Here is a 21357-nt window from a genome sequence, read left to right as displayed (position 1 = left end):
TGGAAAATGTCTGGCTAGAAAATATCCGGTTCCCCTGCCGCCGGGCCAAATTCCGGCAGCAGATAGTCGAAATCGCAGCCCTTGTCGGCCTGGCTGACATGCGACGCGTACATCCAGCCGTAGCCACGACCGAAACGGTCGGCGGGCTTCACCCAGGCGGCACGGCGCCGCGCCAGTTCGACTTCGTCGACCAGCATGTCCAGCCGGCGGTTGGGAATGTCGATCCTGACGATGTCCCCATTCTGCAAAAGGGCGAGCGGGCCGCCGACATGGGCTTCGGGCGCCACATGCAGCACGCAGGCGCCGTAGCTGGTGCCGCTCATGCGCGCATCCGAGAGCCGCAGCATGTCGCGATGCCCTTGTTTCAGCAGTGCCTTGGGCATCGGCAGCATGCCCCATTCCGGCATGCCGGGACCGCCGAGCGGCCCGGCATTGCGCAGCACCATCACGTGATCGGGCGTCACATCAAGCGCCTCGTCCTCGACTGCCGCCTTCATGTCGGGATAGCTGTCGAAAACCAGGGCGGGACCTTGATGGACATGGAAGCGCGGGTCGCAGGCCACCGGCTTGATCACCGCGCCATCGGGCGCCAGATTGCCCTTGAGCACGGCCAGCGATCCCTCCGGGTAGATCGGGTTGGAAAGCGGCCGGATCACATCGTCATTATAGACCTTCGCGTCGGCCAGCGCGGCACCCAGGGTTTCGCCCGAAACCGTCATGGCGCTGAGATCCAGCCGCTCCCTGATCTGCGACATCAGCGCCACGAGGCCGCCGGCATAGTAGAAGTCTTCCATCAGATAGGTCTTTCCGGAAGGGCGGATATTGGCCACGACAGGCGTGGTGCGGCCGAGCGCGTCCAGATCATCCAGCGTCAGCGCGACCCCTGCCCTGCGCGCCATCGCCAGCAGATGGATGACCGCATTGGTCGAACAGCCGGTCGCCATGGCGACCGTCGCCGCATTGCGCACCGCCGCCGGCGTCACGATCCGGTCCGGCGTCAGATCCTCCCAGACCATGTCGACGATCCGCCGTCCTGACTGGGCCGACATTCGGATATGATTGGCATCGGGCGCGGGAATGGATGAGACCCCCGTCAGCGTCAGACCCATCGCATCGGCAATCGCGGTCATGGTCGAGGCCGTGCCCATCGTCATGCAATGGCCGTAGGAACGGGCAATGCCGGCCTCGATGCCGGCCCATTGTTTATCGGATATCGTTCCGGCGCGCCGTTCGTCCCAATATTTCCAGGCATCCGATCCCGATCCAAGCTGCTGGCCGGCATAGTTGCCGCGCAGCATCGGCCCCGCCGGCAGGTAGATCATCGGCACCCCGGCGCTGAGCGCCCCCATGATGAGGCCCGGCGTGGTCTTGTCGCATCCGCCCATCAACACCACGCCGTCGACCGGGTGGGCCCGGATCTGCTCTTCGGTCTCCATCGCCAGAAGGTTGCGATAGAGCATGGTCGTGGGCTTCATGAAATTCTCTGACAGCGCCAGCGCCGGCATTTCCACCGGAAAGCCGCCGGCCTGCAGCACGCCGCGCTTCACGTCTTCGACGCGATGCTTGAAATGGGCGTGGCAGGGATTGAGATCCGACCAGGTCGACAGGATGCCGATCAGCGGCTTGCCGGCCCAATCGCCGGCGTCGTAGCCCATCTGCATCAGGCGCGAGCGATGGCCGAAGCCGCGCAGGTCTTCCGATGCGAACCAGCGCGCCGATCGCAGGTCTTCCCGTGTCTTCGTCACTTTCAAAGACATGCCGACATGCCTCCATCCACGTAAACTATGTGACCGTTGACATAGCTTGAAGCGTCCGAAGCGAGAAAGATACAGGCGCCCGTCAATTCCTCAAGCCTGCCCCAGCGGCCGGCCGGCGTGCGCCGTTCGATCCAGCTCGAAAACTCCGCATCGGCGACGAGCGCGGCATTGAGCGGGGTATCGAAATAGCCGGGGGCTATGGCATTGACCGCCAGCCCATAACGCGCCCAGTCGGTCGCCATGCCTTTGGTGAGATTGCCGAGCGCACCCTTGCTTGCGGTATAGGGCGCAATTCCCGGCCGGGCGAGCGCCGTCTGGATCGAAGCGATGTTGATGATCTTGCCGCGCCCGCGCTTGATCATGTGGCGGGCGACGGCTTGCCCGACATTGAAGGCGCTGGAGACGTTCGTGCGCATCAGCAGCTCGAACATCTCGGGGTCGAACTCCTCCAGGGGCGCGCGATGCTGCATGCCGGCATTGTTGACCAGAATATCGATCGGCCCGCTGGCTTGCTCGAATGCGTCGATGGCGGCACGCACGGCCTTGGCGTCGGTCGCATCGAACAAAAGTGTCCGCGGCGGCGTGCCGGCACCGCCCAGGCCCTCGGCTGCAGCGGCGAGCTTTCCAGCATCACGGCCATTGAGGACGATTTCGGCGCCTGCCGCAGCAAGGCCCTGAGCCAGGCTGAAGCCGATGCCCTGGCTCGATCCGGTGATAAGCGCCCTTTTGCCGGACAGATCGAACACTTCAATACCCTTTGGCACGGCAGCACTCCTCATGACAGCGGCGTCATCGCTTCGAAATCGGGCAAGGCGCCGCTCGCATAGCCGACGGCCCCGAGCGAAGCGATGGCGATCCGGCCGTCGCGGATCGACAGCAGCGGTTCATCGGAACCCTGCTCGTAGAGATCGGGATGAGCCGCGGCAAAGCGCGCCTTCTCTGCCTGCGGCGCGCCCTGCATGCCGGCGACATAGTGATGACCGTTACGCTCGACATGGGAGAGGCCAAGCAAGGACACCAGCGCCAGATCCTGCTGCACGGCAAGCCCGGCCTGGCAGGTCAGATCCTCGCCCGAGAGGAACAGTCCCGGCACCGCTCCGGTTCTGATGCGGATCGCCTTCATCAGCGAGCGGTAAATGCCCTTGCAGGTTTTCGAGGAGACGCCGGTGTAACCGAGCCCCCGGGCGCGGGCGAAGGCCTCGTCGTCGTCGTCGCTCTCATCGATCAGGAAGGGCAATTGCGCCGCGAGAGCCCCGAGCGGCGTTTCCATCGTGATCGCGCGTGAGAACGGCTGTTCGACAAAGGCGATGGCCGCGCGCAGCCTGGCGAGCAGCGGCATGGCCTCGATCCGCGCCAGCAAGGCGGCGAACTGTTCGGCGCTGCCGAACTGTTCGTTGCCGTCGACCGTCACCCAATAGTCGGACATCCTCTCCAGCACGGCGGCGATCCGCAGCAGGCGGTCGAGATCGGCCTCGATCGCGCCCGAAAGCTTGATCTTGAACCAGCGATTGCCATAGCGCCTGATCACCGCCTCGAGGCTTTCCGGCAGGCCGTCGTGAACAGGATGGATGACATCGCCCTCGGTGATCGGGTCGAGAAGCCCGATCGTATGCCGAGCCGAGATCGCGCCGGCAGGGCGAAGATCGGCCAGCATCGCCGAGGCGGCGTCGGCGTCGATATCACCGGGCAGCATCGGGCCGCCGATGCCGATCCAGTTTTGACGTACCGCCTCGAAGAAGGAAATGCCGGCAAGGCGGCAATAGGCATCGAGCGCAGCACGGGCGATCAGCGACGGGCCGAAACCAGCGGCGAGCGGATTACCAGGCAGGCGCCGCACCGTTTCCACCTCGTTCAGACGGGCGGCGGCAAACAATGTCGTCGGCTGAGACGATTCGAGCGAGGCAGCGGCAGCCGCACGGATCGAAGTGCGCAACTGATCGACATTTTGCGCCGGCGTCAGCGCCGGATCCTTGTCGAACCATTTCGGCACCATCAATTCGGCGGCGCCGCCGATGGCGGTTCGCCCCTTTTCGTCCTCGACGCGGACCCTGAGGAAGGCTTGCGGCGCCTTTTCAAGGGTGGCCGCGCCAAAGCGGAACGGCAGACGCAGGCTGATATCGCGCTCGAAGGCGTCGATCTCGATGATCTTGATGCGTGGGGCAGTCACGGAACCTCCAATACTTCTGTCCACCGTCACGCCATCCGGTCGAGCATGGCGCGGGTCACTTCATGCCGGAGCGGTTCGCGGCGAAGCAGCCGGCCGATCTCGTCCACCATGGTCTGTCCCTGCGCGAAATGCGCCTCTTCAGTATGGCCGGCAGCATGCGGTGAAATGGTGACATTGGCCAGGGCCGGATCGCGGAACGGGCTATCCGGAGGCAGCGGCTCGTCGTCAAAGACGTCGAGCGCCGCCTCGATACGGCCGGAGCGGATCGCGGCGAGCAGCGCTGCCTCGTCGACCAGCTGCGAGCGCGCCGTATTGATGAAGAGTGTGCCGGGGCGCAGCAGCGCCAGTTCGTGGGCGCCGATCATCCGGCGCGTTTCGGGCAGGACAGGCGCATGCAGGGAAATCACGTCGCTTTGCACGAGCATATCGTTCAGCCCGGCGCTGACAACGCCGAGGGCTGCGGCCTCGCTCTCATCCAGGAACGGATCGACGACCAACACGCGGCAACCGAAGGGAACGAGCAGACGCATCACCGCCCGCCCGACATAGCCGGCGCCGACGATGCCGACCGTTCTGGCGCCCAGCAATCTCTGCGGCACGGCGGCGCGGACGTCGAGCCATTCACCGCCATTGCGCAAGTGATGATGCAGCCGATGAATGCCGCGCATGGCGAGCAGCGCTTCGGCGACGACAAATTCGGCAACCGAGGCGGCAATTTTCGAGGCGGCATGGGTCACGCGAAGGCCATCGTCGAACAGACGCGCCGGGACCAGTGTGCGGACACTGCCTGCCGAATGAGCGACAAGGGCGAGCTGCGGATGGCGGGCGCGCACGGCGGGGTCGAAGGGCGGTGTGCCCCATCCGGTGAGGCATGCGGTGGCGCCTTGCAGCAGGTAGTCGACATCGCCGGCGTCGATTGTGGCGCCGGCCGGCCAGCGCACCGCGCCAAGGGCGTTCAATTGGGTTATCGCCGCATCGTCCAGCATCATCCGGCGGGTCTTTTCGGTCAGCAATACGGCAATGACGGGAGCCTGTTCGTTCATGGTTCTACTCTTTCACTGCGGCGACCAGCCGCCTGAGATGGGCGAGATCGGCGCGGACCTTGTCGAGCGCCTGTTGCTGGGGAACCCGGTATTGCGAATGCACCGACAACACACCGGTAAATCCTGTCGTCACCATATGCGGAACGATGTCGCTCCACGGCACCATGCCTTCGTCGAGCCCGTACCAGTCCGAATGCCATGCGCGCTGGCCGTGGGCTCCGTAAGTGCCGGGGAACCAACCGCTGTTCTTGACGCCCATGCAGCAGAACCACGGATCAAGAATGTCGAGGGTCAGACGCCAGTCTTCGCTTCCCTCGCGAATGATCTGATTGGCCGGATCGACATAAGCGCCGATCCTGACGGGATCTCGCCCGGCCAGCAATTGCACCGCCAGCGCGCCCGAGCTGTGCAGGGTCCCGCCGTGGAGCTGGATGGTCAGCGTGACGGCGAAGCGTTCGGCCAGGCGCTCGAAGCCGTCGAGATCACGCCGCGCCTCATCGAGCTGAACCTGCCAGCGCCGCAACGGGTCGTAACGCCAGAAGCCAAGCCTGATCTGGCCGATGCCGGCCTCGCCGCAACAGCCGAGAAGCCGGGATGCGGCATCGTCGGGCCGTGTGGAATCGATGGTGGCCATCGGGGCACGCACCCCGGCTGCGGCAAAGAGTTTTACGGCCTTGACGATCTCGTCCGGCCTGTCTGGGGAAACGGCATGGCCATCTCGAATGAGAAGATCGGCACAATCGAATCCCAGGCCGGCAGTGATCTCGGCCGCCCTCTTGAGCGGCAGGCCGTCCAGGGTCTTGGTGAAATAGGCGATATCCATGGATCAGATCCCAGAGAGAAAGGCGCTGTTCATGAGCGGGCGATACAAAGCTCGCTGCGGCGGCCGAATGCATCGCGGGCGCAGACCGCGTAACGCACGCCCTCCGGCGGCGACATATGCAGGAATGCGGTCGAGATCAGCGGCGCGGGACTGACCTTTTCAAACGTCCCGCCATCGGCGCTGGCCAGGACATCGTAGAAGATGGCAGGGCCGGCATCGCCGGCAGCCCAGAACAGCATGCGCTCCTCCCGGCCGCCGAGACCGAGGTAGCGTTCGACGACAAGGCCGGTCGGTGCAGCCGGGGCCGCGCTGGTGTCGGGAACGACAAGCACCTGCGTCAGTGACGGCAGCGGCACATCGAGATCGACACTGATCCGGCCGTCGTCGCAGGCGACGACGCTGACTGGATGCAGCAAGGCGGGCTCCTGTGCCCGGCGCAGCTCGGCAAACTGCGCTTCACTAGGTGCCGGCGGCGCGCCGACCGGCTCGAAGGGGCCGCGCGGGTTGCTTTCGTCGCGCTGGGCTTCCCAGACCTCCATCGGATTGGTGAATTCCTCGTCGATGCGCAGCAGGCAAAGCGCATGGCGGCCAGGAACCAGGCCGCTCACCTCGAGGCGGACGGCGGTCCGGCCCGAACGGTTGATGGCATCGACACTGTGGATGAGGCTGATGGAAACACCGCCGCCCGGCAGCCGTGTCGGCAGGATCGCCAGGCCATCCTGGTCGGGAGCAAGCGGCGGTTCGGCCGTCACCTTGCAGACGGTATCGCCAAGCGTTGCGAGCAGTTCCATCGATGTCAGGCCGGGCTTCTTGATGATGTCGAAGGGCGGCGCCCGATCGACATCCGTCACCACAGTGCTGAGATCGGTCTTGTGCTCCCATTGCGCCTTGGTGAAATTGCGCGGGCCGAAATAGGCAAAGATGGTGCGCTGGCTCCAGCCGCCGATAAAGGCATGGTCATTGCTGAGGAAGGTGAAATTCGCCGCTTTCGGGGCGATGATGCGGCGGTCGTGCTGTTCGATGATGCGGGCGATGATCCCGGCGTAATAGGCTTTGCCGTGCCAGCTATGATGATCGCTCCAGCCGAGCTGCGGATCGCATTCGTCGTTGATCACGGGCAGGCCCGCGAGACGCGGGTGATTCTCCTTGAGATAATCGACGACGAGAAGCGTGCGGTCGACGATGCCGTTGGTTTTCGGGGTCAGATCTTCCTTGCTGCCATTGACGCCCTTTTCGTGGATCGAGATGTAGTCGAGGCGCGGCGGGCCGTTGCCGGTCAGGCAGCTCGTGCCGCTGTCGCAATGCGCCATCAGGGCGCGAAAGATCGGCGAGAGCGTGCGGGCGGTGCCAGGCCCGCCCATCGGCAGGCTGGGATCGACGGCATCGAGGCCGGCGACGCAGGCGTCGTAGTAATTGGTGTAACCCTTGATCCCATAGGTCCACCAGCCGGAGTCGGCCTCGTTCGTCGTTTCGAAATACCATGTGCGCAATTCGTCCATGCCGTAACGTGCGCCATAGCGATCTGCCGTCACCGTCACGAGATCGCGCCAGCGCTTGACCTGATCCATATCCTCATAGTCGGTGAACACACCCGACGGGTTGCCCATCAGCTCGAAGAACGGCTTCAGGCGGTGTTCGATCATCACGTCGAGCGCGCGGTCGAGCAGGGACCAGTCGTAGCCGGCCCCGCCCTTTGCGCTCAGCAGATTGTAGAGATAATGCACACGCAGGAACTTGATGCCCTCATTCGGCAGGCCGCCGATATAGGCGAGCATCTGGCGCATCTCGGGCTCGAGCAGCAGCTCGGCCGGCGAAAAGCCGGTGCCGCGCCAGAACCGGTTGAACGGGCGCACCGCTTCACCGGCATCAATATTTATTCGCGTACGTTCACGCATGGGTCGTCTCTCCTTGGGCGGAAGTTTGGCGACGCGCCGCAAAGCCGGCACACGGGGCCAGGAGCCGGATTATTTGAACTTGTCGCGCATCGCATCGATGCCGGGGATGGTTTTGGTCAGATGCTGATGGGCGGGGTCGAAGCGCTGGATCAGACCTCGGCGATGCTTGCCGACCAGGATGGTGAAGATATAGCCGCGATGCCCCGGAGAGGTGACCGTCGGGTGGTAACCCCGGTCGACCAGGACAGTGTCGCCATTGCGGGTCATCAGGATCTTGACCGGACCGTCCTCGTCATAGGTGATCTGGCTGCCGAAGCCGGTCTCCGGCTGGAAGCGGTAGTGATAGAGTTCTTCGTGCCGGGTCTCGACATCGCCGTCTTCGGTATCGTGCTTGTGAGGAGGATAGCCGGACCAGCAGCCTTCGCCGGCATAGAGTTCGCTCACCAGCAGGTTGCCGCAACGTCCGTTCTGCCGTTGGCCGAGCAGATGGACGATCCGCCGCTGGCTGTGCGTGTCAGACGAACCGACATTGACCGCATCGACCTCATCCGGCGTCACCCGAAACGGGGCGTAGCGGGTGTCGCAGAGACCGCCGGCAATGGCGACCTCCGCCGCGGCGCCACGAGCCGATATCCGGATATTGGCGCCGACGGGCGCGTAAACCGAGTCCGCATCGCCTCCCCAGATATCGGCTCGCCGGCCCACAGCTTCGAACATGATGCCATCCACCTCGATATCCACCTGACCCGACAGCACGACGTAGAGGCTTTCGTGCGCGGGCAGCCGCCGGATGTCCTGCTCGTTGGAGGCGAGCGTGACGAGATCGAAGTAGATGAGATCGAGCGTCGCGGAGGAGCTATCCACGATGGGACGCTGCTCGGAGCGTGGAATGAATTCAGGCATCAATTGAACTCCGGAGCGGTACGGTCGGCGAAAGGATTAAGCGACAGGGATTCGGCGTGGTGACAGGCCACGGCGTGCCCATCGGCGGTGACGGTGCGCAAGCCCGGCACCTCCTGCTTGCAAAGGCCGGTGGCGTAGCGGCAGCGCGGATGAAATGCGCAGCCGGGCGGCGGATGAGCGGGGTCGGCAACCTCGCCCGCCAGCCGGATGCGTTGACCGTGGCGGCGCATCCTCGGATCGGCGATCGGCACCGCCGAGAGCAGCGCTTCGGTGTAGGGGTGGAGCGGGCGCGAGAAGATCTCTTCCGTCGGCGCCTTTTCGACGACCCGGCCGACATACATGACGGCAATATTGTCCGAGATGTGCCGGACGACCGAGAGGTCGTGGGCGACGAAGAGATAGGTCAGTCCGAACTGCTCCTGCAGATCCTGCAGCAGGTTGATGGTTTGCGCCTGGACGCTGACATCGAGCGCCGAGACGGCCTCATCGGCAATCACCAGGCGCGGATTGGACGCCAGCGCCCGGGCGATGCCGATGCGCTGGCGTTCACCGCCGGAGAAAGCATGGGGATAGCGGTGCATATATTCCGGCCGCAGGCCGACGCTCTGCATCAACTCGGCGACCCGATGTTCGAGTTCACGACCCTTGGCGATGCCGTTGACAGCAAGCACCTCGCCGATGATGTCGATGACGGGCAGGCGCGGATTGAGCGAGGATTGCGGATCCTGAAACACGATGCGCAGGTCGCGATGGATTTCGTCGAGGGCGGAACCGGACAGCGTGGCGAGATCGACCGTGCCACCGCTGCGGCTACGATAGCGGATTTCGCCGCTCGTCGGCTGATAGATGCGCAGGACCGTGCGGGCAAGCGTCGACTTGCCGCAGCCGGACTCGCCGACAATCCCCAGTGTTTCGCCATCCTCGACGCGAAGCGAAACGCCGTCGACCGCCTTGACGTGGCCGACCACACGCCGGAATGCGCCCTTGCGAATGGGGAAATGCATCCTGAGATCATTCAGTTCGAGCAGAGGGCTTCGTTGGATCATGGGATCGGCCATCATCGTCCTCCTTCGTAAAGCAGACAGCTGGCGACATGCCGGTCGCCGATGGCGACGGGCTGCGGATCCCTTTGGTCGCAAAGGCCGGCCCTCGCCTCTTTGCATCGAGGATGAAAGCTGCAGCCCTGGGGTCGGTTGAAACGCGAGGGCACCATGCCGTCGATGATCGCCAGCCGTTCGCTGGGTTGTCCATGCATGCGCGGCACCGATTGCAGCAGCGCCTTGGTGTAGGGGTGGGCCGGAGCGTGGAAGATCGTGTCGACATCGCCTGCCTCCACGACCCGGCCGACATACATGACGACGACTTCATCGGCGATTTCGGCCACCACGCCGAGATCATGGGTCACGAACAGCACCGAGAGCCCGAATTCGGCCTGCAGCGAGGCAAGCAGATCGAGGATATTGGCCTGGGTGGTCACATCGAGCGCCGTCGTCGGCTCGTCGGCGATCAAGAGCTTGGGGCGGCAGGCGAGCGCGAGCGCGATGCAGACGCGCTGGCGCATGCCGCCGGAAAACTGGAAGGCATAGCTTTCCATACGCTCGGCCGGCCTGGGAATGCCGACCAGAGCCAATGTCTCGATGGCATGCTCGCGCGCCTCCTTCTTTCCCATCTTCAGATGCAGGCGGATCACTTCCACCATCTGGTTGCCGATCGTATGAACGGGGGAAAGGGCCGCCATCGGCTCCTGGCTGATCAGGCCGATCTGGGCACCGCGGATCGCCCGCATATCGCGGCCGCGCGGATCGAACGCCGCCAGGTCGACGGAGGGTGCTGCGGGATCCGGCCGGTAGCGGATTGCTCCCGAGACGATCCGCCCTCCGCGCGGAACCTGGTTGAGAATCGAGCGGCCGGTAATGCTCTTGCCCGAACCGGATTCGCCGACGACGCAGACCGTCTTGCCGCGCGGAATGGAAAAGGAGACGCCGTCGACCGCCCTGATCGTGCCCGCACCGCTGAAGAAATGGGTCCTGAGATCGTCGACCTCGATCAGCGGGTCGCGAGCACCGTGCCGGTCGCCAGTGGCGGCGAAATTGGGATCAGTATTCATAGGGATCTGCAGCATCGCGTAATCCATCACCGAGGAAATTGAGGGCGAGCACGGTGACGATCACCGCAAGACCGGGAAGAAACAGCCAGGGCGCGCTCGTGACCGCGAGAATGTTCTGCGCCTCCTGAAGGAGCACGCCCCAGCTCACGACAGGCGGGCGCAATCCGATGCCGAGGAAGGAGAGCGCAGTTTCCGCGAGGATCATCGTCGGGATGGCGAGCGTCACCGAGGCGATGATGTGGCTCATGAAGGACGGCACCATATGCCGCCAGATGATGCGCATCTGCGAACAGCCATCGAGACGTGCGGCAATCACGAAATCCTCCGTCTTCAGCGACAGGAAGCGCCCGCGCACCACCCGTGCCAGATCGGTCCAGCCGATCAGCGACAGGATGACCGTGATCCAGAGATAGACCAGGATCGGATCGGCACTGATCGGAACGGCAGCCGCAAGGCCCATCCACAGCGGGATGGTCGGGATGGAATTGATGAGTTCGATGGAGCGCTGGATCACATCGTCGACCCAGCCGCCGTAGAGCCCCGAGATGCCGCCCAGGATGATGCCGAGGATGAGACTGATTGCGACCCCGATCAGTCCGACGGACATCGAAACGCGGGTGCCGTGGACCGTCCGGCTGAAGACATCGCGACCCAGCCGGTCGGCGCCGAACAGGTAGAAGGGTTTGCCCATCTCGGTCGGGCCGATCAAGTGCCGGTCCAGATTAAACAGGCCCCAGAGCCGATAGGGTTCGCCTTTCACGAAGAAGCCGATGGGAATGACGACGGCCGGATCGGCCACGTAATTGCGGCTGAGCGCGATCGGATCGACCTTCATCGAATAACCGTTGACATAGAGGGGATGAAACTGCCCCGCCGCGTCGTGGCCGGCGAATCTGATCTGCTGCGGCGGCGCATAGGTGTAGCGGGAATCATAGGTCTGCGATGAAACCGGAGCGAGAACCTCGGCAAACAGGGCGACCATGTAGATCAAGAAGATGACGACGCCAGCGGCCAGCGCCAGCCGATGGCGACAGAAGCGCCGCCAAATGAGCTTCCACTGCCCGGCGACCGCGTCGGAATTCTGGATCAGTTCAGGTGATAGCGCGATGGCTTGATCGGTCATATCTCTCGTCCTTCAGCCGTTGCGAATGCGTGGATCGAGCCAGGCAAGCAGCAGGTCCGAGATCAGCGTGCCGATCAGCGTCAGCATGCTCATCAGCAGGATGAAGGTGCCGGCCAGATACATGTCCTGGGCAAACAGGGCGTTGAGCAGCAGCGGCCCGGTGATCGGCAGGCTGAGAACGATGGAGACCACCACCGAGCCGGAGACGAGGTGCGGCAGCACCCAGCCGACGGTCGAGACGAACGGGTTGAGCGCCACCCGCACCGGATATTTCAACAGCAGCCGGATTTCACTCAGGCCGCGGGCCCGGGCCATGTCGACATAAGGCTTGTTGAGCTCGTCGAGCAGGTTGGCGCGCATGATGCGGATCAGCGCTGCGGTGGCGCCAGTGCCGAGAACGACGACCGGGATCCACATATGCGAAATGAGATCGCCGAGCTTGGCCCAGCTCCAGACGGCGTTGATATAGGCGGGCGAAAACAGCCCGCCGGTACTTTGGCCGAAATATTGCGCCGAAACATACATCAGCACCAGCGCCAGCAGGAAGTTCGGGATGGCAAGGCCGAGAAAGCCGAAGAAGGTGGCGACGTAATCGCCCGCCGAATATTGCCGCACGGCCGAATAGATGCCGATTGGAAAGGCGACCGCCCAGACAAACAGCAGCGTGGTGACCGATACCACCAACGTCAGGCCCATGCGGGCCCAGATCAGCTCGCTAACCGGCTTGTTCCAATCGAGGGACTGGCCGAAATCGCCGCGCAGCAGGATGCCGCTGATCCATTTCCAGTATTGGACCGCCCAGGGCTGATCGAGGCCATAGCGTTCGCGCAGGCCGGCGATGACGCCGGGATCGATCGTTTCGTTTTGGGAGGCCAGACGCGCGGTCATCGCGGTCAGGAAGTCGCCGGGCGGCAACTGGATGATGATGAAGGTCACGACTGAGATCGCGAACATCATCGGGATCATATAAAGCAGACGTCTGATGATGAAGCCGGCCATGGTCAAGCTCCTTCAATCGGCGATCGCCGCCGGATGATTGGGACTGGGCTGGTATTGCTGGGATGGCGCCCGGAGACGCCATCGCTGTCGGTCGCGTGCCGTTACTGCTGGTAGTAGAAGGTCTCCGGCTTTGCCGGTCCTGGCGTCATGTAGAATGACGTGCTGGGGATGACCTTCGGGACATTGCGCATATTGGTCTTGACGATGCCGACGCGGTCCGGCTCCAGGTTGGTGCCGATGACGTAGAATTCGTCACGGGTGATCGCCAGCAGTTCCTTCATCGCCGCCAGCTGCTTTTCGAGCGTCGGCGCCTCCTGTACCTGCCGGTAGAGATCCATCTGCTTCTTGGCAGCGGGGCTCGGCTCCTCAGCGTTCGGATCCTTGGGGTTCTGGTAGTAGAGGCCCCAGGCCGTCGCGAAGCTCGATTCATATTCGTGCGGGAAATACCATTTGGGATCGAGCAGGCCGAGGAAATCGTAGCCCCCGCCGCCAACCCATCCCAAGCCGTCGTTTTCATTGTTCTGCAGGCGGGAGAAAATCAGCGAACGTTCGGCCGGGCGCGGCTGCATGTCAATGCCGACGGCCCGCCAGTAGCGCTGGATCATCTCGAGCGCGTCCACCTGGATCGGGCTTCCGGTCAAAGCGTCGATCGCAAAGGTAATCCGCTTGCCGTCCTGGCCGAGGCGATAGCCTTCGGCGTCATGTTTGGTCAGGCCCGCCTTGTCGAGATATTGATTGGCGAGATCGACATTATATTCCAGATACTGCGTCGCCATCTTTTCGTCGTAGAGCGCGGTGCCTTCACGCGGCGCTGCCTGATAGGGTTTAGCCTGTCCGGCATAGATCAGCTGGTTGAGCTCTTCGCGGTTGATGGCATAGCTGAGGCCGATGCGGAAATCCTTGTTGGAGAAGACGGCGCGCAAGGCCGGATTCTTGTGCGTCTGGTTGAGGGTGATCAGCAGGGCGTTCGACCACGCCGGCCGGGCGATAAACAGGCCGTAGCCGCCCTTCTCCTGGTTCTGCACGATCACGGTTCGGGCGTCGGTCGTCTCGATGAAGCGATTCTGCATGTCGATTTCGCCGCTGATCGCCTTCAGGATGATTGCCTGGGTATCCTGCATCACATCGATGGTGATCCGATCGAAGTAAGGCAGCTGGTTTCCTGCCGTATCCACCTTGGCATAATATGGATTGCGTTCGGCAACGACCTGCGTGGTCCCGTTATAGGGCGCGGTCAGCACCCAGGCATCGAGTGTCGGGCGGCCGAGATCGCGCCAGCGGCCGGGAAAGCCGATCTTGTTGTTGAAGAGCTGGACCCAGTCGGTTGCGCCGGCTGCTTTCACCAGGGCGTCGATACCGTCGGGATTGAAATCCTTGTGGAATTGCTTGAGGTAGTGCGCCGGTGCGGCTGCCAGAATATCGGAGCCGCGCACAGTGGCCATGTTCATCAGGAACAGGCCGTTCGGTGCGGCAAACTTGAAGACGACCTTGTCGTCGGCGAGCTTTTCGACCTTGACGGTCTCCCCGCCTGCGGTCAGCCAGTCGGGCGCTGCAGGCGTGATCTTGGTGTTGCGCAGCACGTTCTCGTTCCACCACACCAGATCGTCGGCGGTGAAGGGCTCGCCGTCCGACCAGCGCGTGCCTTCGCGCAAGGTGAAGGTATATTCGGTGGCATTGGCATTGACCTCGACGCTTTTGGCGATATCGGGGATCACCTCGGTCCATTCCGGGTTCCAGCGGACCAGTCTCGTATAGCCGATCGAACGCTCGATCTCGCTGTCGCCACCGCCAAAGGTGGCCGTGCGCCAGGTGCCGCCATAGGTACCGACCGATTCAAGCGGCGTGAGCACCAGCGGCTCCTTGGGCAGCCGTTTTTCCACAGGCGGCAGCTTGCCGGCATCGACCAGCGCCTTCAGTTCCGGCGATTCTTCAAAGCCGAATGCGGCGCCGGCCCAGCCGGCGCCAATGAGGATCGCCGCGGCAACGGTCGAGACAACCTGCTGTCTTAAGATTCTGACGTGTTGCATTCTTTCCTCCCAATATTCCGCTCTAGGTTATCGTTAACGTATTCTCCTCTTTCTCGAACGTTATCGTTACCGTACAATCTTGTCAAAGAGATTCTCCCTGCCTTGCATTGAGCCGGAGTTGCCTTGGCTTTCCGGGAAATTATGCTAGTTATCGTTATCGTAAGTTTCTAACCCCTCCGAGAGACAGTCCCGTTGAGCCGCCCTAAAGAGCCAGAATCCAAAATAACCATCGCCGATGTTGCCCGCGCCGCAGGAGTGTCGCCGATGACGGTGTCGCGCGTGCTCAATGACCAGGGCGGAGCCAGTGCGGAGACCAGTCAACGGATTATTCTGGCGGCGAGCGAACTCAACTACCGGCCCAATCCCTTTGCGCGCGGATTGCGGTCCGATCGATCGAAGGCCATCGGCCTTCTCGTTCCCGACATCACCAATCCGTTTTTTCCCGAAGTCATCCGGGGAGCCGAGGATGCCGCGAGCGCTGCCGGCTACAACCTGCTTCTGTCCAATGTCGTCGAGAACAGCAAGCGGGAGGAAGAGCTCATCGAAACGCTGCTCAGGCATCGGGTCGACGGGATCATCGTCTGCAGCCCGCGACTGCCCGATGCCGCCTTGCATAAGGCGCTTGCGCCCCACCGGGCCGTGGTGCTCATCAACCGCGAGGCGCCCAACGAGGTCGCCGGGACGATCGTCACCGACTACGAGACAGGAGCATCGCGCGCCATCGACCATCTGGTCGAGCGCGGACGCCGCAAGATCGCGATCATCGCCGGGCCGCGCAGTTCGTTTGGCGGCAAGAGCCGTCTTGTCGGAATTCGCAAGACGCTGGCGGCCCACGGGCTGAAGGCGCAAGGCATCGTCTATTGCGATCCCACCGCCGCCGGCGGCCAGACGGCGGCCGCGCAATTGCTGGCGGAAGCGCCCGGCATCGATGCGCTTGTCTGCTACAACGATCTTAATGCGATCGGCGCCATGAAGGCCTGCCGGGCCGCCGGCATTTCGATCCCCGGGCAGATTGCCCTGATCGGTTTCGACGACATTCCGACGGCCGAACTGCTGTCTCCGGCGCTCACCACCTTGCGGGTGCAGAAGCGGGAAATGGGGGAGGAAGCTGTGCGTCTGCTGCTCAGCCGCATCGCCACCAGAAACCGCCAGCACGGCATCGTCATCGTGCCGGAGCTCATCATCCGTGAAACGACCTGAACGCCCCGGAGCATGATGCCGAAACGTGTGAGCGGTCTTCGGACGACATCATGCTCCAATCTTAAAGTTTGGAACGGGAGGAATATCCGATGGATATCGACAATCTGCAGTCACTGGCCCTGCCTGAGGAGAAGAAGGCCTGGTTCGTTCACGACCGGTTCGGCATGTTCGTGCATTGGGGGCTGTACGCGCTGCCGGCACGCCATGAATGGGTCAAGAGCCGCGAAGAACTGAACGACGCCGACTACCAGAAATATTTCGATCACTTCGATCCCGATCTCTACGACCCACGCGAATGGGCGAGGCGCGCAAAAGCCGCCGGCATGAAATATGTGGTGCTGACCACCAAGCACCATGAAGGCTTCTGCCTCTGGGATACCCAGGCCACCGACTTCAAGGTGACCAACACGCCTTATGGGAAAGATCTGTTGCGCCCCTTCGTCGACGCCTTCCGCGCCGAGGGCCTGAGGATCGGCTTCTACTATTCGCTGATCGACTGGCATCATCCCGACTTTACGGTCGATCCGCGCCACCCGCAGCGCAATCATCCGGATGCGCTGAAAATCAACGAAGGCCGGGATATCAGCCGCTATGCCGCCTTCATGCGCGAGCAGGTGCGCGAGTTGCTGACCGAGTTCGGCCAGATCGACATCATGTGGTTCGATTTCAGCTATCCGCAGTGGAAGCTCGGCGAACTGGTTGGAAAGGGCCATCAGGATTGGGAAAGCGAGAAACTCGTGCGCCTGGTGCGCGAACTCGCCCCTGATATCATCATCAACAACCGGCTCGATCTCGCCGGCCTGCAGCCCGATATCGTCACGCCGGAGCAATATATGCCGCGGGCCCGGCCGCTACGCGACGGCAAGCGCGTCGTCTGGGAAGCGTGCCACACGCTCAGCGGCTCCTGGGGTTATCACCGCGACGAGGACACCTGGAAAAGCACGGAGCAACTGGTGCAGATGCTGGTCGGCACCGTGGCCATGGGCGGCAATCTGCTGATGAATGTCGGGCCGACGGCGCGCGGCACGCTCGACCACCGCGCGATAGCTGCCCTTGCCGCTTATGAGGAATGGATGGCGCTGCACGAGCGCAGCATTGTCGGCTGCAGCCAGTCCGACTTCACCGCGCCGGCCGATTGCCGCCTGACCCAGAATGGCGATCGTCTCTATATCCACCTCTTCAACTGGCCCTATCGCCATCTGCATTTCGATGCGCTGGCGGGCAAGATCGAATATGCGCAATTCCTGCATGATGGCAGCGAGGTCGCCTGGCTGCGCCCGTCCGCCAATACGTTATGGGCAAACACCCAGTTTCCCGTCGGCGAGGATCAACTGACATTCGTCCTGCCGGTGCGCCGGCCTCAGATCGTGGTCCCGGTCATCGAAGTCAAGCTCAAGGCAGGGAGTGCCCCAGGCGTCCAGGATTAGAAGGTGGTGACCAGCTTGCCTGAGCGGACATATACCCGCTCAGGAGAATGGCTCGGCCGGTCCCGCCGCCGGATGCCGACAACGGGCTCAGGGATTGGCTGCGGTAGTCTCCACGAAGAACTGGTTGAGCTGCTTCATTTCAAGCGCATGAGCGCGCTTTCTAAGAGCGACGGCCTGTTTGAGCGTCTCAAGCTCATCCGTTATGTCAATGAGATGAGCCTCGGCGACGAGCATCTCGGCTTCGATCCTTCCCTGCTCTCTCAATTGCCAGGCATCTCGGATGCGGAATTGAACGATGATCGTGCCGAAAAGCGCCGCGAGCGCCGAGCTCATCATAGGAAGCCATTGGGGAACGGCCGTGCCATAGGCCGAAAACAACGAAGAGAGGCCGCTCAGAACGATGATCCCCATTGTGAGAAAATTCCAGAGATACTGGTTGACCCTGGAGGATCGCGCATACCAGTTTCGATGCGTCCGCAGGTCACGCAAAGCCTGCCTTTTGATCTCCACCGTATCCGATGGAAGCATCCTTTCCGCTCTCTCTCGAGCAAACTCCCGTCTTGCTGCCAAAATCACGTTGATGACAACGATGGTTATCCCGAAGGTAATCATGAACCAGGAGATGTAGCTCAAGGGAATTTGGTCGAGGATGACGTTCGGAGGAAATTCCGGCTCAAAAACCTCAATTAAAGCGCCAAGCGATATCAAGAATACAGATAAAACAACAACCGCTATAGAAAGCATCCCTAATATATTTCTATATCGTGATGGCAATGGCATTTGCTGCTGCAAAGCAGGGTCATCGTCCCTCTTCCTGAACAAATCCATCACCCTATCCTCGGGGTTGGAGGTTTGACCACAGTCAAACTTGCAACACACGAAAAATCAAGTAACGTTTACTAATGATACTTGATTAGGCGATCGCCGGCGGCTCTATCGCTTGCTTCAGGATATGCTGATTGCCACCGGCCGGTCGAGATCGCGAGCGATATAATCCTGGATCTGGCGGACGATCTGCCCGGCGTGAGCGATCGCCAGCTGATCGGCCCGTTCGGCGTCGCCGGCCTCGATCGCGGCGATCATCTCCTCATGTTCGTCGACATATTGGCGCGGCAGGCGGTCGTCGAAGGTCGAATAATACAAGCGAAGAATGCGCCGGCCCTCGTCGAGCAGCCTGGCGAAGAAGGCCGTATAATAGGAATTGCCGGCCAGTTCGGCGATCGCCACGTGAAATTCGCGGTTCGCCTCGATCATCGCATAGGCGTCGCGCGCGGCAACGGCATCGGCGAAGTCCCTCTGATGCGACCGGATCACCTTCATGACTTCGGGGTTACGCCGCTGGGCGGCGCCGCGCGTCGTGACCCGGTACATCAGCGTCAACGCCTCGAAATAGGTGGGCAGGCTGGCGAAATCGATCGTCGCGACGATCGTGTTCCTGTTCGGCAGGGTCGTGACCAGCCCATCGGCGGCGAGCCGCAACAGCGCCTCGCGAATGGGAGTCCTCGACATCCCGAACCGTTCAGACAGCCGCACTTCATCGAGCGGACTGCCGGGCTCCAGCGCCATCGACAGGATTTCCCGGCGCAGCGTGATATAGACGCTCTGCGTGCCGGAACCGCGCACCCGCACATTATCCGCCTCGTTCTGCATCCGCGCCTCCGCTGTCATGAGAGCCTTGTATTGCGTTTCGGCCGATTCCCGCAACGGCAGTCTTCCGCCTGCAAATTTTAGGATCGCGCCGGATTGAATCTTGTCGACAGTTTGTATATAACGCAATCAAATTCAAGGAGGTCGATCGATGACAACAGGATGGAAGGGCGTATTTCCCGCCGTAACGACACAATTCAACGAAGATCTTTCCGTGGATCTGGCTGCGACCCAGCGCGTCCAGGACGCGCTGGTGAACGACGGCGTCAACGGGCTGATCGTGATGGGCACCTGCGGCGAGAACAATTCGCTCGATCCCGAGGAGAAGCGCACGATCCTGAAAGCCGCCGTCGAGGTCGTCAACGGCCGCGTTCCCGTTGTGACAGGCGTCTCCGAATTCGACACGCGCCGTGCCGTCGCCTATGCCCGCGACGCCGAAAAACTCGGCGCCGATGGCCTGATGCTGCTGCCGGCCATGGTCTATGTGCCGAAGCCGGAAGAGCTGATCGCGCATTTCCGCACCGTCGCCGAGGCGACCTCGCTGCCGATCATGCTCTACAACAACCCGCCGGCCTACCGCGTCAATATCGGCGCCGATGTGCTGAAGGTGCTTGCCGACGTGCCGAATATCAAGGCGGTCAAGGAAAGCGCCCCGGATCCGCGCCGTTTCACCGATCTCATCAATGAATTCGGCGATCGTTTCGATATCTTCGCCGGCCTCGACGACGTCGCGCTCGAAGGCCTGATGCTCGGCGCCAAGGGCTGGGTCTCCGGCCTCACCAGCGCCTTCCCGGAGGAATCCGTGCAGCTGGTGGCCGCCGCCGAACGCGGCGACTGGGAAGAGGCCCGCAAGATCTATCGCTGGTTCATGCCGCTTCTGCATCTCGATGCCGAACATGATCTCGTGCAGTCGATCAAACTCGCCGAGCAGATCATGGGCCGCGGCTCCGAGCGTGTCCGCCTGCCGCGCCTGCCGCTTTCTGGCGCCCGCCGCGCTGAAGTTACTGCGATGGTGGAGAAGGCCGCGGCCACGCGCCCCTCGAAGATCCGCCAGGCTGCCTGAGACAACGGGGCCGGCAAACGCCGACAAGCGGTTGCCGGTCTTTCCATTCTCGCTACTTTTCAGGCGAGAGCCCGTTGTCGCCCGGCCGCGGCAGACCTTCTGGCTTTCGTTCCTATCTCGTGTTCTTGGAGTTTCCGGAACGGATCAGGCTGTTTCGGCTGACGAGCGACGGTATCTGGAAAATATGCTCGGCAGCTGTGCGGCCTTCTATTCTGGAAATGAGGGTTCGCGTTGCGATCTGACCGAGTTCCCTGCCCGACTGGTCGATGCTTGCGAGATTGACGAGACCGAGGGCTGCCGTGGACGAGTTGTCGTATCCGATGACGGCGAGATCTTCGGGCACGCGCACACCCATTTCCATCGCTAGGCTCAAAAGGGTGATCGCGTCGAGATCGCTCCAGCAGAATACGGCGCGCGGCCTGTCTTTCCGCGATAGGAATTTTCGCATCGCCTCTTCCCGCTTTGGCGAAGCAATGGGAATTTTGCCGATCGCTGGCGAGGAGCCGAGCCCGCCACGCTGCATGGCCCGGCGGAACCCGATCTCACGCTGGCGGACCACGGAGACCGCGTGCCCCTGGCGCTCGCCAAGGCTGAGCATTTCGATATCGCGATAGCCGCAGGCCAGAAGCGCTTCCACGGCGATCTCCGCACCGCGCTGATCGTCTGCATTGATGGTATCGAAAGCCGTGGCGTTGGCATCGTGGTAACCGACCGCGACGATCGGTATCTGGACTGCGAATTTTGCCAGGATCTCCGAGGGCAAACGCGGCGCAACCAGGATAAGGCCATCCATCTTGTAGTCGATCATCGACTCGATCAACGACGTTTCCAGTTGCACGCGCGCATCGCTGACGCCGATCATCGCCTGATAGTGCGAGGGCGCCAGCACCCCGTTGACGCCGGCAATCACCTCCGGAAGAAAGGGATTGCGGATGTCGATCAGGAGCACACCGATGGTGAAACTCCGGCCGCGCAGCCCGCGCGCCGCCCGCGAGGGGCGATATGCGAGGGCCTCGATGGCATCCATCACCCTTGCGCGCAGTGCGTCACTGACGCCGTAAGCATTTCGCATCACCTTGGAAACCGCTGCGACCGATACGCCTGCATGAGCTGCTACGGTCCGGATCGTTACACGATCGTTTCGTTGCGGCTTTTGTTTTTCTTCGACTGACATGA

18 protein-coding genes are annotated in these 21357 nt (G+C 62.4%); 3 read left to right on the top strand and 15 right to left on the bottom strand.

What is annotated here, in order from left to right; genetic code table 11:
* Positions 1 to 14: 14 nt before the first annotated feature.
* From araD to FHT69_RS17130, 12 genes are all read right to left on the bottom strand, one after another.
* Positions 15 to 1757 carry an L-arabinonate dehydratase gene (gene araD / locus FHT69_RS17185; RefSeq protein WP_063475885.1) on the bottom strand — a complete coding sequence of 581 codons (1743 nt, stop codon included), beginning with the start codon at positions 1755 to 1757 and terminating at the stop codon, positions 15 to 17.
* On the bottom strand, positions 1748 to 2536 hold the full coding sequence (locus tag FHT69_RS17180) for an SDR family oxidoreductase (RefSeq protein ID WP_183905673.1): 789 nt from the start codon (positions 2534 to 2536) through the stop codon (positions 1748 to 1750). Before FHT69_RS17180 ends, araD begins: the two co-directional genes overlap by 10 nt.
* Entirely contained in the window at positions 2533 to 3954 is a 1422-nt protein-coding gene (locus FHT69_RS17175; protein WP_183905672.1) for a mandelate racemase, read from the bottom strand. The genes FHT69_RS17180 and FHT69_RS17175 overlap by 4 nt, the downstream gene beginning before the upstream one ends.
* Positions 3951 to 4967, bottom strand: a complete 1017-nt coding sequence (locus FHT69_RS17170; protein ID WP_063475882.1) for a hydroxyacid dehydrogenase — start codon at positions 4965 to 4967, stop codon at positions 3951 to 3953. Before FHT69_RS17170 ends, FHT69_RS17175 begins: the two co-directional genes overlap by 4 nt.
* A gap of 4 nt (positions 4968 to 4971) precedes the next feature.
* Positions 4972 to 5790: a sugar phosphate isomerase/epimerase gene (locus FHT69_RS17165; protein WP_132573411.1), complete on the bottom strand. Its 819-nt coding sequence runs from the start codon at positions 5788 to 5790 to the stop codon at positions 4972 to 4974.
* A 29-nt stretch (positions 5791 to 5819) separates the two neighbouring features.
* Positions 5820 to 7685, bottom strand: a complete 1866-nt coding sequence (locus FHT69_RS17160; RefSeq protein WP_127429927.1) for a GH39 family glycosyl hydrolase — start codon at positions 7683 to 7685, stop codon at positions 5820 to 5822.
* Between the two features lie 69 nt (positions 7686 to 7754).
* Positions 7755 to 8588 carry a 5-deoxy-glucuronate isomerase gene (locus tag FHT69_RS17155; RefSeq protein ID WP_183905671.1) on the bottom strand — a complete coding sequence of 278 codons (834 nt, stop codon included), beginning with the start codon at positions 8586 to 8588 and terminating at the stop codon, positions 7755 to 7757.
* The gene (locus tag FHT69_RS17150; protein ID WP_183905670.1) at positions 8588 to 9646 is read right to left on the bottom strand and encodes an ABC transporter ATP-binding protein; all 1059 of its coding nucleotides are present in this window, start codon (positions 9644 to 9646) and stop codon (positions 8588 to 8590) included. Before FHT69_RS17150 ends, FHT69_RS17155 begins: the two co-directional genes overlap by 1 nt.
* The gene (locus tag FHT69_RS17145; protein WP_127429925.1) at positions 9646 to 10695 is read right to left on the bottom strand and encodes an ABC transporter ATP-binding protein; all 1050 of its coding nucleotides are present in this window, start codon (positions 10693 to 10695) and stop codon (positions 9646 to 9648) included. The genes FHT69_RS17150 and FHT69_RS17145 overlap by 1 nt, the downstream gene beginning before the upstream one ends.
* The gene (locus FHT69_RS17140) at positions 10685 to 11818 is read right to left on the bottom strand and encodes an ABC transporter permease (RefSeq protein ID WP_047614726.1); all 1134 of its coding nucleotides are present in this window, start codon (positions 11816 to 11818) and stop codon (positions 10685 to 10687) included. The genes FHT69_RS17145 and FHT69_RS17140 overlap by 11 nt, the downstream gene beginning before the upstream one ends.
* 12 nt (positions 11819 to 11830) lie before the next feature.
* Entirely contained in the window at positions 11831 to 12817 is a 987-nt protein-coding gene (locus FHT69_RS17135) for an ABC transporter permease (protein WP_097622494.1), read from the bottom strand.
* Positions 12818 to 12918: 101 nt separating this feature from the next.
* Entirely contained in the window at positions 12919 to 14844 is a 1926-nt protein-coding gene (locus FHT69_RS17130) for an ABC transporter substrate-binding protein (RefSeq protein WP_063475875.1), read from the bottom strand.
* Positions 14845 to 15036: 192 nt separating this feature from the next.
* Between FHT69_RS17130 and FHT69_RS17125 the strand changes: the two genes are divergently transcribed.
* A complete protein-coding gene (locus FHT69_RS17125) occupies positions 15037 to 16044 on the top strand; it encodes a LacI family DNA-binding transcriptional regulator (RefSeq protein ID WP_080759860.1) in 1008 nt (335 codons plus the stop codon).
* 89 nt (positions 16045 to 16133) lie between these two features.
* Positions 16134 to 17471 (top strand): alpha-L-fucosidase, encoded by a 1338-nt coding sequence (locus FHT69_RS17120; protein ID WP_183905669.1) that lies wholly within the window; start codon positions 16134 to 16136, stop codon positions 17469 to 17471.
* Positions 17472 to 17558: 87 nt separating this feature from the next.
* Here FHT69_RS17120 and FHT69_RS17115 read toward each other — a convergent pair whose 3' ends face one another.
* Entirely contained in the window at positions 17559 to 18299 is a 741-nt protein-coding gene (locus FHT69_RS17115) for a DUF4231 domain-containing protein (protein WP_063475873.1), read from the bottom strand.
* Positions 18300 to 18416: 117 nt separating this feature from the next.
* The gene (locus FHT69_RS17110) at positions 18417 to 19121 is read right to left on the bottom strand and encodes a GntR family transcriptional regulator (RefSeq protein WP_127429923.1); all 705 of its coding nucleotides are present in this window, start codon (positions 19119 to 19121) and stop codon (positions 18417 to 18419) included.
* Between the two features lie 148 nt (positions 19122 to 19269).
* Here FHT69_RS17110 and FHT69_RS17105 point away from each other — a divergent pair, with 148 nt between their 5' ends.
* On the top strand, positions 19270 to 20181 hold the full coding sequence (locus FHT69_RS17105) for a dihydrodipicolinate synthase family protein (protein ID WP_097622491.1): 912 nt from the start codon (positions 19270 to 19272) through the stop codon (positions 20179 to 20181).
* Between the two features lie 112 nt (positions 20182 to 20293).
* Here the strand turns inward: FHT69_RS17105 and FHT69_RS17100 are convergent, their stop codons facing one another.
* Entirely contained in the window at positions 20294 to 21355 is a 1062-nt protein-coding gene (locus tag FHT69_RS17100) for a LacI family DNA-binding transcriptional regulator (RefSeq protein ID WP_097622490.1), read from the bottom strand.
* Positions 21356 to 21357: the final 2 nt, after the last annotated feature.

The sequence above is a fragment of the Rhizobium sp. BK008 genome, from assembly GCF_014197345.1.
Taxonomy (GTDB): Bacteria; Pseudomonadota; Alphaproteobacteria; order Rhizobiales; family Rhizobiaceae; genus Rhizobium; species Rhizobium anhuiense.
This window is presented reverse-complemented; position numbering and strand designations above follow the sequence as displayed.